General features: G+C 52.5%; 13 protein-coding genes. 7 read left to right on the top strand and 6 right to left on the bottom strand.

Annotation, left to right across the window (positions count from 1 at the left end):
- Positions 1 to 81 precede the first annotated feature (81 nt).
- Positions 82 to 1,119, top strand: coding sequence for a mitochondrial fission ELM1 family protein (locus THS27_RS10740; protein ID WP_246832928.1), 1,038 nt, complete (start codon positions 82 to 84; stop codon positions 1,117 to 1,119).
- 153 nt (positions 1,120 to 1,272) lie between these two features.
- Positions 1,273 to 2,100: an aldo/keto reductase gene (locus tag THS27_RS10735; RefSeq protein ID WP_085590655.1), complete on the top strand. Its 828-nt coding sequence runs from the start codon at positions 1,273 to 1,275 to the stop codon at positions 2,098 to 2,100.
- A gap of 185 nt (positions 2,101 to 2,285) precedes the next feature.
- Here THS27_RS10735 and THS27_RS10730 read toward each other — a convergent pair whose 3' ends face one another.
- A complete protein-coding gene (locus THS27_RS10730) occupies positions 2,286 to 3,173 on the bottom strand; it encodes a LysR family transcriptional regulator (protein ID WP_085590652.1) in 888 nt (295 codons plus the stop codon).
- Positions 3,174 to 3,349: 176 nt separating this feature from the next.
- Here THS27_RS10730 and THS27_RS10725 point away from each other — a divergent pair, with 176 nt between their 5' ends.
- Positions 3,350 to 4,411, top strand: a complete 1,062-nt coding sequence (locus tag THS27_RS10725; protein ID WP_085590650.1) for a nitronate monooxygenase family protein — start codon at positions 3,350 to 3,352, stop codon at positions 4,409 to 4,411.
- A gap of 129 nt (positions 4,412 to 4,540) precedes the next feature.
- Here the strand turns inward: THS27_RS10725 and hemN are convergent, their stop codons facing one another.
- Positions 4,541 to 5,935 carry an oxygen-independent coproporphyrinogen III oxidase gene (hemN, locus tag THS27_RS10720; protein WP_085590648.1) on the bottom strand — a complete coding sequence of 465 codons (1,395 nt, stop codon included), beginning with the start codon at positions 5,933 to 5,935 and terminating at the stop codon, positions 4,541 to 4,543.
- A 40-nt stretch (positions 5,936 to 5,975) separates the two neighbouring features.
- A complete protein-coding gene (locus THS27_RS10715; protein WP_085590646.1) occupies positions 5,976 to 6,404 on the bottom strand; it encodes an HIT domain-containing protein in 429 nt (142 codons plus the stop codon).
- Between the two features lie 211 nt (positions 6,405 to 6,615).
- On the opposite strand from THS27_RS10715, the gene THS27_RS10710 reads away from it, so the two are divergent.
- On the top strand, positions 6,616 to 7,923 hold the full coding sequence (locus tag THS27_RS10710) for an NAD(P)/FAD-dependent oxidoreductase (protein WP_085590644.1): 1,308 nt from the start codon (positions 6,616 to 6,618) through the stop codon (positions 7,921 to 7,923).
- Here THS27_RS10710 and THS27_RS10705 read toward each other — a convergent pair.
- Positions 7,868 to 8,929: an NAD-dependent epimerase/dehydratase family protein gene (locus THS27_RS10705; protein ID WP_085590642.1), complete on the bottom strand. Its 1,062-nt coding sequence runs from the start codon at positions 8,927 to 8,929 to the stop codon at positions 7,868 to 7,870. The genes THS27_RS10710 and THS27_RS10705 overlap by 56 nt on opposite strands.
- 118 nt (positions 8,930 to 9,047) lie before the next feature.
- Between THS27_RS10705 and THS27_RS10700 the strand changes: the two genes are divergently transcribed.
- Complete coding sequence (locus tag THS27_RS10700) at positions 9,048 to 9,962, top strand: LysR family transcriptional regulator (RefSeq protein WP_085590640.1); 915 nt, start codon at positions 9,048 to 9,050, stop codon at positions 9,960 to 9,962.
- A 59-nt stretch (positions 9,963 to 10,021) separates the two neighbouring features.
- Here the strand turns inward: THS27_RS10700 and THS27_RS10695 are convergent, their stop codons facing one another.
- Complete coding sequence (locus THS27_RS10695) at positions 10,022 to 10,699, bottom strand: FMN-dependent NADH-azoreductase (protein ID WP_085590638.1); 678 nt, start codon at positions 10,697 to 10,699, stop codon at positions 10,022 to 10,024.
- Positions 10,700 to 10,823: 124 nt separating this feature from the next.
- Here THS27_RS10695 and gcvA point away from each other — a divergent pair, with 124 nt between their 5' ends.
- Complete coding sequence (gcvA, locus tag THS27_RS10690) at positions 10,824 to 11,714, top strand: transcriptional regulator GcvA (protein ID WP_085590636.1); 891 nt, start codon at positions 10,824 to 10,826, stop codon at positions 11,712 to 11,714.
- A gap of 170 nt (positions 11,715 to 11,884) precedes the next feature.
- Positions 11,885 to 12,673, top strand: coding sequence for a 2-oxo-tetronate isomerase (gene otnI / locus THS27_RS10685; protein WP_085590634.1), 789 nt, complete (start codon positions 11,885 to 11,887; stop codon positions 12,671 to 12,673).
- Between the two features lie 76 nt (positions 12,674 to 12,749).
- On the opposite strand, the gene THS27_RS10680 is transcribed toward otnI, so the two are convergent.
- Positions 12,750 to 14,465, bottom strand: a complete 1,716-nt coding sequence (locus THS27_RS10680; RefSeq protein WP_085590632.1) for a methyl-accepting chemotaxis protein — start codon at positions 14,463 to 14,465, stop codon at positions 12,750 to 12,752.
- Positions 14,466 to 14,679: the final 214 nt, after the last annotated feature.

The following is a 14,679-nucleotide window of genomic DNA, read 5'->3' as shown; positions in this document are numbered from 1 at the left end:
CGGGGCTGGTAATTGTTTTGGTCTGTTTTATAACAGAGAGGAACGCCACGTTCAGGCTGCTACGCGATGATGCGGGATAGAATGACAGATAATGCAATGACGGAAACCGGCCAAAACCGGATTTGGGTTTTGGCTGATGATCGGCCCGGCAATGTCAATCAGGCGGTTGGGGTGGCCGAAGCCATGGCATGCCCGTTTAAGCGTATCGACATTTCCTATGGCGGGGCTGCGCGATTGCCCAATTTCATTCGCCGGGCATCCTTGCTGGGTGTAACCCCGCGATCCCGCGAAAAATTGCAGGCACCATGGCCCGATCTGGTTATTGCTGCCGGCCGCAGAACAGCCCCGGTGGCGCGCTGGATCAAGCGGCAAAGCGGCGGTAAAACCCGGATTTGCCAGATCATGCGGCCCGATGGTGGTGAAAGGGAATTTGACCTTATCGCCGTTCCCGCCCATGACGGCGTGAGGCCCGCCGAAAATGTACTGGAGATTCCCGGTGCGCCCCATCGCATCAGTGAAACCCGGCTGGTGCTGGAAGGCAAGGCATGGCAGGGGAAGTTTCAGGGGATGCCGCGCCCGTTGATTGCCCTGATTGTGGGCGGCAGCACCAAAAAAACCAGGTTTACTGCCGCCATGGCCCGTGATGTGACCGAAACCGCCATTAATGCTGCACGTTATAATGGCGGATCGTTGCTGGTGACGACCAGTCGCCGTACCGGGCGCGAAAATGAAGCCCTGATTGCAGAATTGCTGGAAAAGGCACATGTGCCATTTCATTTGCATGGCTGGAACAGTACCGAAGACAACCCTTATTTCGGGTTTTTGGCACTGGCCGATATTTTGATTGTTACGGGTGATTCCGTTTCAATGTGCTGTGAGGCCTGTGCAGCCCTGGGTGGAGTTTATATTTATGCCCCGGATGGTATTGCCGCCCCGCGTCATCGTCGTTTGCATCAAAACCTGTTTGATCGCGGGTTTGCCCGGCCATTGGCAGTAGGGGAACTGCCCGTGAATGACGTGCCGTCAGTGACGAGGCTGGAAGCCTTTCGCCATCCGTCCCTGCAGCCGGCACGCTTAGTTGCCCAGCGCTGCCTTGAATTGATCGGTGAGCGGGGCTGATGCACAGTGTGACATTGTGCCGCGTGGCGGATGATCGACAGCTTGGAATTTAATTCGCAGGCTTCTTCCTTGCATGATTTCAGAACAGACATAGATTTCGGGTTGAAAACAAGCGGGCGATATACCGCGAAAAAATCAACAAGGAGACTATGGATGCATAACGTAAAAGCCAATGGTGCCGATATTCCTGCTTTGGGCTTTGGTACATTTCGGATGCCGGGCGAAGACGTGTTGCGCATTGTACCCAAGGCACTTGAAGTTGGCTTTCGCCACATCGACACCGCGCAGATTTATGGCAATGAAGCCGAAGTTGGCAGTGCTATTGCCGGGTCATCCGTGTCGCGCCACGATATTTTCCTGACCACCAAGGTGTGGGTCGATAAATTTCGCCATGATGATTTTATCGCATCGGTCGAGGAAAGCCTGAAAAAGCTGAAAACCGACTATGTTGATCTGTTGCTGTTGCATTGGCCGAAAATGGAAGTGCCCCTGGCTGAGCAGATCGGCGCGCTTAACGAAGTGCGCAAGGCCGGTAAAGTGCGTCATATCGGGGTTAGTAATTACAGCACCCGATTAATGGCGGATGCCGTTGCCCTGAGCGATGCCCCGATTGTGACCAACCAGATCGAGGTTCATCCCTATATTGATCAGTCAAAAGTGATTTCTGCCGCAAAAGAGACAGGAATGTCGATTACATCTTATTACGCCATGGCCGATGGCAAGGTGTTTGAAGACGATGTTTTGAAGGAACTTGGGGCCAAATATGGAAAATCCGTTGCGCAGATTGTTCTGCGCTGGGTGATCCAGCAAGATGGCCTGATTGCACTTTCCAAAACCGTGGGCGAGAAACGCGTGGTGGAAAATTTCGATATCTTTGATTTTGAAATTTCGACAGCCGATATGCAGGCGATATCGGCACTGGCACGGCCCGATGGCCGAATTGTCAGTCCCGACGGACTTGCTCCGGTTTGGGATAACTGATTTGCCCCAGGCAATCAGGCTTCGGGGACTGGCAGCTTAAGTGCTGCCAGTCCTTGTTTTTTGTGTTCTGTGCGGGTTGGCTGTGAATGGCGGCTGCACCACGGTGTGGGAATGTATCAAGCACGGACACCACATTTCGCGCGCATTGGCGGGCGGCTGGTTGGCGTTATGACGACGGTTTTGCTTCAGGCTTCGCCTTTAAAATCGGTACTCGCGCTAAGGGTTTTTTGAAACTCGACAAATGCCGGGGTGGAAAAACCCGGGCGCGAGGCAAGATAGGTATCGACCGTTGTAAGCGGATGTTGTTTGACGTCGCCCAAATGGTTGATCAAATTGACAACGCTGCGCGGCATGATGCTAACGCAGGATCCTGCTGCGGTGCAGGCAAACATCGCATGATAGGAATTAACTTCCTGAATGGTGAAATGGGCTTTGCGCGACCCAAATTGGGTTAACCATTCCTCGGCCAGCATCCGATAGGTGCAGCCCGGTGCAAAAGCGGCCAAAGCCTTCGGCTCAATGTCTGTTGCGTGTTCAATGTCGGGGTGGCCCGGCGGCAAAAGCAGTACCAGTTCTTCGCGAAAAACAGGGACTTTGTCGAGCTCAGCCTGGCCAAGCCACCATTCGCCAGACGGAACAGCAATAAGGGCGCAATCAATATGATGGGCCTGCAAGGCTGTGATCAGCTGGCGGGTTGGTGCGGTTGAAAGTTCGATCGTAACCTGCGGCCAGTTTTTGTTGAATGTCGCTAACGGGACGGGCAGGCGACTTGCGACTGTGCTTTCCATTGATCCGACACGCAGGGTGCCAACCGGTGCTGCCGGGTTTACAAGCTGCCGGGCTTCGTCGGCCAGGTTAAGGATGCGTTCGGCATAGTCCAGAAAAGTCAGACCTTCGCCGGTTAAAATCATACGTTTTTTGTCGCGTTGAAACAGGGCAACGCCGATTTCGGTTTCAAGTTGCTGAATACGGGTTGTGACGTTTGAGGGCACGCGACCAAGAAGTTCGGCCGCGCGTGTGATGCCCTGTTCGCGGGCGACAGTGCGAAAAACCGCAAGCGAGGCGATATCCATAAAAACTTCTCCGTTGCAGGATCGATCCGGATTTTATATTCTTAATAAGGGAATAAATACAACAATAAATTCTTTATTTGAGAATTAGTTTGTGTCAGTTATAGCTGGAATGATGATCAAAAGGGCCGATTTCGGGCCGTTGCCAATGATGTGCAAACAGCCAAGGAGACAACACAATGCTACACAGGTTGGATATTGCTTTGCCTATTATTCAGGCCCCGATGGCAGGTGTTTCAACACCGATGATGGCGGCGGAAGTGTGCAACGCGGGCGGGCTTGGATCTATTGGTGTGGGGGCAACCAATGCAGATGGTGCCCGAAATATGATCGACGAGGTAAAAAGCCGAACAGACCGGGCTTTTAACGTTAATGTTTTTGCGCATAAGACGGCAAAGGCAAGCCCGGAAAATGAAGCTGCCTGGCTTGAATACCTAAAACCGGTATTTGCCGAATTTGACGCTGAACCACCCGCCCGGTTACGCACAATTTACAAAAGCTTTATTGATGATCCCGATATGCTGTCGTTGCTGTTAGAGGTCAAACCCGCGGTCGTCAGTTTCCATTTTGGTTTGCCGGCAGCCGGGGCCATTGCCGCATTAAAACAGGCGGGAATTACGTTGTTGGCGACGGCGACAAGCCTGGATGAAGCCCGAAAAATAGAGGCGGCAGGTGTTGATGTGATTGTTGCCCAAGGTATTGAGGCGGGTGGACACCGCGGTATTTTTGATCCTGCGGTATATGATGAAGGTTTGGGCACCTTTGCTTTGACACGTTTATTGGTGCGCCACTGCAAGGTGCCGGTTGTGGCCGCGGGGGGCATTATGGACGGGGCCGGTATTGCGGCGGCACTTGACCTTGGGGCGATTGCGGCCCAGATCGGCACAGCCTTTATTCGATGCCCTGAATCGGCGGCGGACGATGCCTATCGCCGGGCGCTGGGTGGTCCGGGTGCTTTCCATACCCGGTTAACGTCGATCATTTCCGGGCGTCCGGCGCGCGCCCTTGCCAACCGGTTTACAGCGTTGCACGAAAGTGCCTGCGATCAGGTCGTGCCGGAATACCCAATTGCCTATGACGCGGGAAAAGCCCTGAATGCGGCAGGCAAAGCCCAAGGTGAATATGGTTTTGGTGCGCAGTGGGCCGGTCAGGGGGCACCACTTTCGCGCGCTTTGCCAGCAGCCGAGCTTGTAGCGACGCTGGCGCGCGAGATTGAAGACGCGGCGTCGGTGCGGATGTAACAGACACCGGGAGGGTGCTGGTCACAGCTGTTTATATAATCTGTGCCCTAGCATATTCATCTGGAATAAAACAGGGGCCGACAACCACATGTCAGCCCCGGTTTTGTTTATGATGGTCAGATTATAATATTACACGGCCTGCGAATGGCGGTTTGCACTGTGATCCAGAAATGTGTCAAACACGGCACATACCGCACGGACCAGCGGTCGGCCGGTTGGTGTTACGGTGATGGTGTTGCAGCAAACCGTTGCAATGTCATCGACTGCCATTTTACGGATTTGATCAAGTTCCGTAGCAAAGCGTGATACAGGCACGTTATGCGTACGGCAAACTTCATCCAAATCGACCGAAAGATGGCACATCAGTTCGTTGATCACATCACGGCGGATGCGGTCTTCGTCGGTAATGGCGATGCCTTTTTCAATGGCCATCAGGCCATCTTCAACGCAGCGTTTCCAGCGGGCCAAAGCCGGGTCGTTTTGGGCATATCCTTGTGGCAGCGACGAAATCGCCGACGGGCCCATGCCAATCAGCGCTTCGGCGCGATCTGTTGTGTAGCCCTGGAAATTCCGGTGCAAATCACCTGCCAGCATGGCCTGGGCCATTTCATCGTCGGCGCGGGCGAAATGGTCCAGTCCGATGGCAACATATCCGTGTTCGGACAGGCGTTTCTGAATGGCGTCATATTGCGCCCACCGTTCCGATGTGCCGGGCAGGGCTTCGGTCGGGATCAGGTTTTGGTGTTTTTTCATCCAGGGTACATGGGCATAACCAAACACCGATAAACGGTCGGGGTTCAGGGTTACAGTTTTATCAACGGTATCCATTACGCCATCGATGGTTTGAAACGGCAACCCATACATCAAATCAACATTGATGCCGGTCATGCCGCGTTCGCGCAATCCTGCAATCACACCTGCAACCAGTTCAAACGACTGCACGCGGTTTACCGCCTTTTGCACGGTGTCGTTAAAATCCTGTACCCCGATGCTGGATCGGGTAAAGCCGCAATCGCGCATTGCATCCATAAAGTCGGGCTTGGCGGTGCGCGGGTCCATTTCAATGGCAATTTCGGCATCAGGCAAAATGGCGAAGCCCTGCGCAATATCACCCATAATATTGCGCAGGTCATCGGCACTTAGAATGGTGGGGCTGCCACCGCCAAAATGAATATGGGCAACCGGGTATTTGCCCGGCAGGGCCGATAGCACATTTTTAATTTCGGCGCGCAGCACATCAACATAGCTACCCACGGGGCCGTAATGCTTGGTAATTTTGGTGTTGCAGCCACAGAACCAGCACATTTCCTCGCAATAGGGCACATGGAAATAAAGTGACAGGGGCTGGTTTTGGTCCAGTTCCGATAACCAGCGCCGGTAAACCACACCATTGACGGCCGGGCTGAAATGCGGGGCGGTCGGATAGCTGGTATAGCGCGGCAGGCGCAAGTCGTATTTCTGATGCAGGGCGGTGGATGTCATGGCGAATATGGCCTCATCAATGTGATGAAGCGTTTTTTGCATTATTCCAAATCCACCGCCTTGATGTGCGTCAAGATCTGGTTCAGTTGTGACGGAACGCTGAAATCAGGTCGGCGCGCAGGGCCGAAAGGCGGTCTCTGGCATCGTCTTCACGAAATGGAAGCGATTGACCGACACCCCAGATCGGGCCGGGCCAGGCGGGATCATCGGGAAAGCGTGCAACAACGTGGCAATGAAGTTGTGGCACCATATTGCCCAGCATCGCAACGTTGGTTTTATTGGCGTTAAACAGGCGCTTCAGGGTTTTGGATGTTTCGGCACATTCGTGCCCGAGCATCTCGCGTTCGTCGGCGGTCAGGTCGTCGTAATCGACCAGGTCGTTGCGACGTGGCACCAAAACCAACCACGGATAACGGGCATCATTCATCATTAAAATACGCGACAGCGGCCCTTCGGTTACCAGATCGGTGTCGGCGGCCAGTTGCGGATGCAAGCGAAAAGGATCAGTCATGACAAGGCCCTGTTTTACGATATCTGCGACGGGAGTGTTTATATCAGCAAAGTTTTGTCTTGTCCTGCGCGGTAGGTGACGTATGGCAAATGTTACCTGCGTCACAGGCGGAACTGTCATTGCTTTCAGGCGTTTGTATGGGGACCATGCGAAATGCTATGCTGTATTTCGATACATCATGGGGTCGGGTCCGTGATGGAGTGTTGATAAAATGCCGGGAAAAATAATTGCCAAAACGGGCGAGAAACCTCGCGTAATTATTGTTGGGGCGGGGTTTGGCGGGCTTGCGGTTGCGCGTCAACTGGTTGGCAAGGAGGTCGAAGTGGTGCTGATTGACCGCAGCAACCACCACTTGTTTCAGCCCCTGTTATATCAGGTTGCCACAGCCGATTTGTCGCCCGCCGAAATTGCCTGGCCCATTCGCAGTATTTTTAGCCATACCCCCAATGTTTCGGTATTTTTGGGCGAGGTCACAGGCATTGATCTGGCGGGCAAAAGCATTATCGCGCGTGATTACCGGGTGGAATATGATTATCTGGTGTTGTCGACCGGGGCTGCGACATCCTATTTCGGGCATGATGACTGGGAAAAGGTGGCTCCGGGATTAAAAAACATCGGCGAGGCAACCGAAATTCGCAAACGTCTTTTATTGGCGTTTGAACGGGCCGAAAATGCTGAAAACGAAGAAACCCGCCAGCAATTTATGAATTTTGTGGTGGTAGGGGGCGGGCCAACCGGCGTTGAAATGGCCGGTGCCATTGCCGAATTGGCAAAGCAGGCTTTATCGCACGATTTTCGCCGTATCGACCCGCGTGATGCACGTATAATTCTGGCCGAGGGCGCGCCGCGCTTGCTTGGTGCTTTTCCCGAAGATTTGTCCGAATATACCCGCCAGTCGCTGGAAAAGCTGGGGGTTGAGGTGATTTTAAATCAGCCGGTCAGCGATATTACCCCGCAAGGTGTTCAAATTGGTGATGAATTTATTCAAAGTGCCAATGTCATTTGGGCGGCCGGGGTCAAGGTTGACCATATGGCCGACTGGACTGGTGCCAGGACAGACCGGGGTGGCCGGGTAGAGGTTACACCTGACCTTGCCATTCCCGGCCATGCCGATGCATTTGTGATTGGGGATGCCGCCCATGTGGAATGGCGAGACGGGCAAACGGTGCCCGGCATTGCCCCGGCCGCCAAACAAATGGGAAAATATGTTGGTAAACGTATCCTTGACCGTATCAAAGGGCAGGATAGCGAACCGTTTAGCTATAAACATGCGGGTAATCTGGCGACAATTGGCCGACACCGGGCTGTTATTGATTTTAACGGGTTTAAATTAAAGGGTTTCCTTGCCTGGTGGGTGTGGGGCCTTGCCCATATTTATTTTCTGATCGGCATTCGGGCCCCGGCGCTGGTTTTGGTGCAATGGGCCTGGAGCTATATCTTTCGCAAAAAAGGTGCGCGGTTAATCATTGGCCCGGTCGAACCGGACCCGGAAAAGGCGGATATGTATCGCCAGAATTAGCGCTTTTGGCGGTATGCATGTATTTTGGCAGGCAGTTGAATGCGGCCAAGGTGGTTTTAACGGCCTGTTCCAACGGGGTGTGGGGTTCTTCGCCCAGAAATGTCCGTAACCGTGAATTGTTCAGCCGAACGGGTTGACGCCACAGATATTTCATTTCGTCGATTTCACGCAGAAACGGCACAAATAACGTGGCCGGTTTGATCAGCCACCACGGAAACCGGCGCACGGGCAGGGCCGGGTTGTTGCAGGCGGTGCGAATGGCATTAATCATGTCAGTGCCGCTGGCATCCCAGTGGCCGCCAAAATGGAAACGGGCAAAATTGTCTAACTGGTTTTCGCACGCCAGCAAGCGGCATATTGTTTCGGCTACGTCAGGTAAATAAGCCCATTGATGGCCGGTATTTTTTGCGCCGGGATAAATGATGGTTTTAACCGGTTTGCCCGGTTTGATCAGGCCCTGGGAAAACCAGTTATTTTTGGCGGTGGGGCCAAAAAAATCACCGGCGCGTAAAATTAATACCCGTGCCCCTTTGGTGCAGGCGTTTTCAAGCCTGCGTTCCATAATGGCGCGAATGGTTCCTTTGCGGGTTTTCGGGTTTTGCGGGGCGTTTTCGTCAATATCAGGAAAAACATCTGGCCCGTAATTATAAACAGTGCCGGGCAGAACGATGCGGGTGCGGTTGGCAATGGCGGCGGCAATGCTGTTATCAAGCATGGGTAAAACATATGTCGACCAGTTGCGATAACCTGGCGGGTTTACAGCATGAATAATAACATCAACATTTTCGGCGGCGCGCAAAACATCGTGTTTATTTAAGGCATCGCCTTCGATCCAGTCGATTGGCCGGGCGTGTTGCGGGGATACGGGGGGCGCTGCTGATATATCGGGCAGGGCGCGAACAAGGGCGCGAATGTGCCAGCCTTGACCGATGAGCTCGTTCATAACGGCGCGGCCAATGCCACCATTGGCACCCAGGATCAAGGCGGTTTTTGGGGCGGTTGCCATATGTGGTCTCCTGTGCGAGGGGAAGTGTGCGGGACACGGGTTTATTCAGATGCACAGGGTAGGGGGAAACGAAATAAACGGTATTCTATAAGTTTGTATATTTGATATAAGAATATGTATGGATGGGTATCAACCGGACTGGGGCCTTTATCGAAGTTTTCTGGCGGTGCTGACGCATGGATCATTGTCGGCGGCGGCGCGTGCTCTTGGCCTGACCCAACCGACATTGGGCCGCCATATTGACGAGTTGCAACGTCAATTGGGTGTTACCCTGTTTACCCGGTCGTCAGGCGGTTTGTTGCCTACCGATGCTGCCTTGTCATTACGCCCCCATGCCGAAAACCTGAAAGCTGCCGCCGATATGATTTTGCGTGCGGCCAGCGGCCTGGATGAGGAGGTGCGCGGTACGGTGCGCGTGACCGCCAGCGATGTGATCGGGGTCGAGGTTCTGCCCGGTATTTTAACCGATTTGCGGCGGAATTATCCCGATCTGGAAATAGAACTGGCGCTTGGCAACCAGGTTGAAGATTTGTTGCGCCGGGATGCCGATATTGCCGTACGGATGGTTACGCCGCGTCAGGATGCGCTGGTGGTGCAGCATATTGGTGAAATTAATCTGGGCCTGTTTGCCCATTGCGATTATCTGGCGCGCAAAGGTATGCCGCAGCACATTGAGGGGCTGGTTGAACACGACCTGATCGGTATTGACCGGGACCCGCAAGATCGGCGAATGATGCAATCCTTGCCCGAGGCGTTTCATAACTGCCATTTTTCGTTTCGATCCGACCAGCATCTTGCCCATTTGGCAATGATCCGTGCCGGATACGGCATTGGTGCCTGTCAGGTTGGTGTCGCTCGCCGCGACCCGAATTTGGTGCATGTTTTGCCAGAATTTTCATTTGTTATTGATAGCTGGGTGACCATGCACGAAGACTTACGTAATAATTTGCGCTGCCGGGTTGTGTTTGATGCGTTGGTAAGCGGTATGAAGGATCATTGGCGGATCCAGCGAACAGCGGCGATGCCCATTTAGGGGGGTGTCAGCAAAGCGATGAATCCCTTTGCTGACAGCTTTGTTCATGCCTGGATTATTTAGGTGCCATGTTGAGCCACAAGTTTCTCAACGATTTTGGCGGTATCGTTTTCCGCCGTCATAATTGACCGGTGCGTCCGGGTGTCGGCGAATTCGTCATATTCGATTGCGGCGCTGTGGTGATCGGTAATGCCGATATATTCCAGCGGGGTGAAAACGCCGCCTTCCACATGGTTTAAATGGGCAATTCTTTCGCCGGGATTATAACCGTAATCGCCCCTGGATGATAAAACGACAACGGATTTGTTGTCGGTTACCATCGGCCAATAAGGGATGGTGCCGCGCGACCGGTCAAAGCCGAAGGTTCGCCCGACGCGGACAATATTTTCAATCCATGCCTTCATTTGGGCGGGCATGCCAAAATTATACATGGGCACACCAGCCACGATCACGTCGGCTTTTAGCAATTCATCAATCAGCATATCGCTTTCGGCCAGAACATCCTGCATCCAGTTTTCGCGCTGATCCGGTTTGGTGAAAGCGGCGTGGATCCAGTCGCCGGTAATCGGGGCGGGCGGGTTTGCGCCAACATCACGATACATAATCGTATCGTCGGGGCGATGTTGACGCCAGTTTTCGATGAAATGCGCAGTTAACCTGCGGCTGTGCGACCCGTGCGGGGCCAGATCAGAGCGGCCAGGCCGTGCGCTGCTGTCGATATGTAAAATGGTTGCCACAATGGTGCTCCTGTGATGAATTGAAATCATCTTTATTTGTGCAAAACTGTGGTAATAATTGACGGTAAATTGGATACAATCAAAATCGAATACGTCAACTATTAGATGAGTTAAATTCACCTATATGTCATTGCCACCTCTTGCTGCCCTTCGCGCGTTCGAGGCTGCGGCCCGACACCTGAGTTTTAAAAAGGCCGCAACCGAACTTGCCGTGACACCAACAGCAATCAGCCATCAGATACGTTTGCTTGAAGAAACGCTTGGCCTGCGCCTGTTTGATCGTGCGCCCAGGCAGGTGCAGTTGACCAACGCCGGGCAGGAATTATTTCCGGTGCTGCGTGATGGGTTTCATGAGTTTTCCCGCGTTATAGAACACTTAAAACGGCGTAAAGCACAACGTAGCCTGACTGTTTCGGTGTTACCGTCATTTGCGGCCAAATGGTTGTTGCCGCGTTTGCCACGGTTTAAGGTGGCGCATCCTGACATTCATTTAAGTTTGCATACATCGGTTGATGTCGTTGATCTGGCAGCAAATAGTGTAGATGCAGCCATACGTTATGGTGCAGGTCCTTATCCGGGGCTGATTGTGCAGCCCCTGTTTTTTGAACATTTTGCGCCAATGGCAAGCCCGGTTCTGAATGTGCAAACACCCGATGATTTGCGAAAAACACCATTGTTGAATCTGAAATGGTTGCATTCTGATGCGATGACGCCAACCTGGGCGCGCTGGTTTGATACAGCCCGGATCCGTGATGCAGATTTAACAACCGGCCTTGCGTTTAGCGATGATACCCATGCCATTCAGGCGGCCATCGCCGGGCACGGTGTCGTACTTGCCAGTTTTGAAATGACGGTGCAGGAACGCCAAAGCGGACTTTTAGAGCAACCTTTTGGCCCGCAGATACGGGGGTATCAATATCATTTGCTTCACAGTGGCAAAGGTGCCCGTCAAGCCGAAATACAGGCTTTTGGCGAATGGGTCGCTGCGGAAATTGCCCGTGATAAGGATCGGTGAAAGTTAACGCATATTTCCTTTAACAATATCCACGTTACCGTGTGGCTAAACCGGGTTTTGGTAAAGGCGTTACTTTAATCGTGCGGGCACCACAGAATCTATGTTGACGGCAACACTGTGAGGGCAAATCATGCACGGGTTGTTCATGTTTCGTGAAAGGGGATGATCCCATGCCCCGGTTTTGTGCCAATCTGTCGTTTTTGTTTGCTGATCACCCGTTTGAAAAACGTTTTGCTGCTGCGGCATCTGCCGGGTTTAGCGGGGTTGAATATATTGGCGCCTATGACATGGCGATGAACGACATCAAGCGTCAGTTATCCGACAATGATTTAACCCAGGTTTTGTTTAATTTGCCACTTGGCGACTGGGATGCAGGGGACCGGGGTTTGGCGTGCCGTCCGGGCCGCGAAGATGAATTTCGTGATTCTGTTTTCAGGGCGCTGGATTATGCCGCAGCCCTTAACTGCGACATGCTTCATTGCATGGCAGGCAATATGGAAAAGGGCGAAGACCCTGGCGAACTGGCCCGCCTTTATTGCGATAATTTGTTATATGCCGCCGATGAAGCAGCCAAAGCAGGCGTTACCATACTGATCGAACCAATTAGTGGCAATGAGATGCCGGGATATTTGCTAAATTCTGTCGAGCAGGCGGCAGTGATTATTGACCAGCTTAACCATCCCAATCTGGCATTGCAGTTTGATATTTATCACGCTCAGCTTGTTGGCGGCGACATTGCATCGCGGTTGGGTAAACATTTGCCCAAAATTCGCCATGTGCAAATTGCCGGGGTGCCGGGCCGTCATGAACCTGACCGGGGCGAGTTAAATTGTTCGTTCCTGTTTTATCTGCTTGACCGGTTGGGGTATGATGGCTGGATTGGATGTGAATACAAACCCCAGGGCACAACTGAAGAAGGCCTTGGCTGGCTTTCGCTGTGGCAAGGCAGTGTCTCCTGAGGTTTGTGCGTGTTCTTGTGAAAAGTCTGACCGGAGGCGGCATGTTCTATCCGGTCAGTACAAAATGTCTTGCCTGTCAGGCCGTGCGTACACAGGTCAGGAAAGTTTCGACCTGTGATTTCAGGTCGTCTGCTTTTGTTGTCAGGTCCCGTGCGACATCGCTTACCTGCCCGGCGGCGTTTTCGGTATTTCCGACGGAATTTCTGACTTCTATAATATTGGCGCTGACATCGTTGGTGCCGGTCGATGCCTGCTGAATATTGCGGGTGATTTCCTTGGTTGCGGCATCCTGTTCTTCCATTGCCGATGAAATTGCCACCGTGATGGCGTTCATTTCATCAATGGTTTTGGTAATTGACAGGATGGCGTCGACGGCCATGTGTGTTTCGGTCTGAATTGTTTCAATTTGTTGGCTGATTTCGCCTGTTGCCTTGGCTGTTTCATTGGCCAGGCTCTTGACTTCATTTGCCACAACCGCAAATCCCTTTCCGGCCTCGCCGGCGCGGGCGGCCTCGATTGTGGCATTCAACGCCAGAAGATTGGTCTGTTGGGCTATATTTGAAATCAGGCTGACAACTTCGCCGACCTTTTGAGCCGCGGTAACCAGGCCCTGCATTTGCTGGTTGGTTGCTTCAGCTTCGTTCACAGCACGTTGTGCGGTGTCGGATGATTGTGAAATTTGCCGGCTGATTTCGTTAATAGACGAAGATAGTTGTTCGGTGGCGGTGGCAACGCTTTGCACATTGGCGGATGCCTGTTCGGACGCGGCTGCAACGGTGGCGGCGCGCTGGTTGGTATTGTTCGCGGTATCGAGCATCGAGTTTGCCGTATTGCCCATTTGGGATGCCGACGAAATAACCGCTGTTAATACCTGGGCAATGATGGCGTCAAAATCGCCGGTTGCCTGTTCTATTTTTTTTGCCCTGGTTTCGCGTTCTTTGCTTTGTTCAACTTCGCGCGCAGCCAATTGGTCCGCTTTGATCATGTTTTCCTTGAAAACCCCGACGGCGGTTGCCATTTCGCCAATTTCGTCGCCCCGGTCTGTGTCGGGGACGTCAATGGTTTTGTCCCCTGATGCCAGGACGCGCATGGTTTCTGTCATGCGAATAATGGGGGAGGCAATGGCACCGCCAATGACAAATGCCATGATGACGCCAACCCCCAGCGCAATCACGACACAACCCGCAATCATGCTATAGGCAAAGAAAACCGTGTCGTGATTTTCGGCTTGTCTTAAATCAAGAAGTTTTGCTTCCGCGCCGTGAATGTCATTCATGGTGGCGCGGAATTGGTCCAAATATGTTTTTCCCCGTGCCTCGCCAACAAGTTTGGATAATCCATCCATTGTTGTAATGCCGCTGTCATTGCTGGTGCGATTTGCCACAATATCGCGCCGGATATTGATCATTGGCTTCGTCACATTTGCTTGCCAGTCCTTGAGTATTTTTTCCGCTTCATTAAGGCGGTTTACTTGCGTTGGATTGTCCGAAACAACTTTTTTCAGGTTCTCTATTTGGGAATAGACGTTTTTTTCGCCTTCATTATAGGGGGCCAAAAAGTCTTCGTTCCCCGAAAGAAGATATCCGCGCATCCCGGTTTCCATGTTGATTGCAGATGCCGTGATCGTCTCGATATCAATTAGGACCTCGTTGGTATGTTCGACCCATTTGCTTGTCGATAGCATGGAGCGAATGCTGAAGACGGAAACACCTGCAAGCACCAGCAAGAACAAAAGGGGGCTTAGGATCCCGAACAGAACTTTCAGTTTCAGCCTGACATTTTGGAACGACATGATGGCATCCTCTATAATCGCAGCAAAGATGCTGCCGAACAGACATGGAAGATCGTTCTCGCGTGGCGCGAGGTTTCTGATATGCGCATATAAAATCGATTGTTATTCTACTATGAATTGTAATTGAAGTTCAGGTTCAATTTTCATTATTGACGGTGAGACGTTGAATTTTTCCGGCGGGTAAAGGCGTTTGAGAGGTGATTTTCTTTGAAAA

This window comes from Thalassospira sp. MCCC 1A01428, from assembly GCF_002115825.1.
Taxonomy (GTDB): Bacteria; Pseudomonadota; Alphaproteobacteria; order Rhodospirillales; family Thalassospiraceae; genus Thalassospira.
The sequence above is the reverse complement of the archived record's forward strand: the minus strand, read 5'-3'. Positions and strand labels throughout refer to the sequence as shown.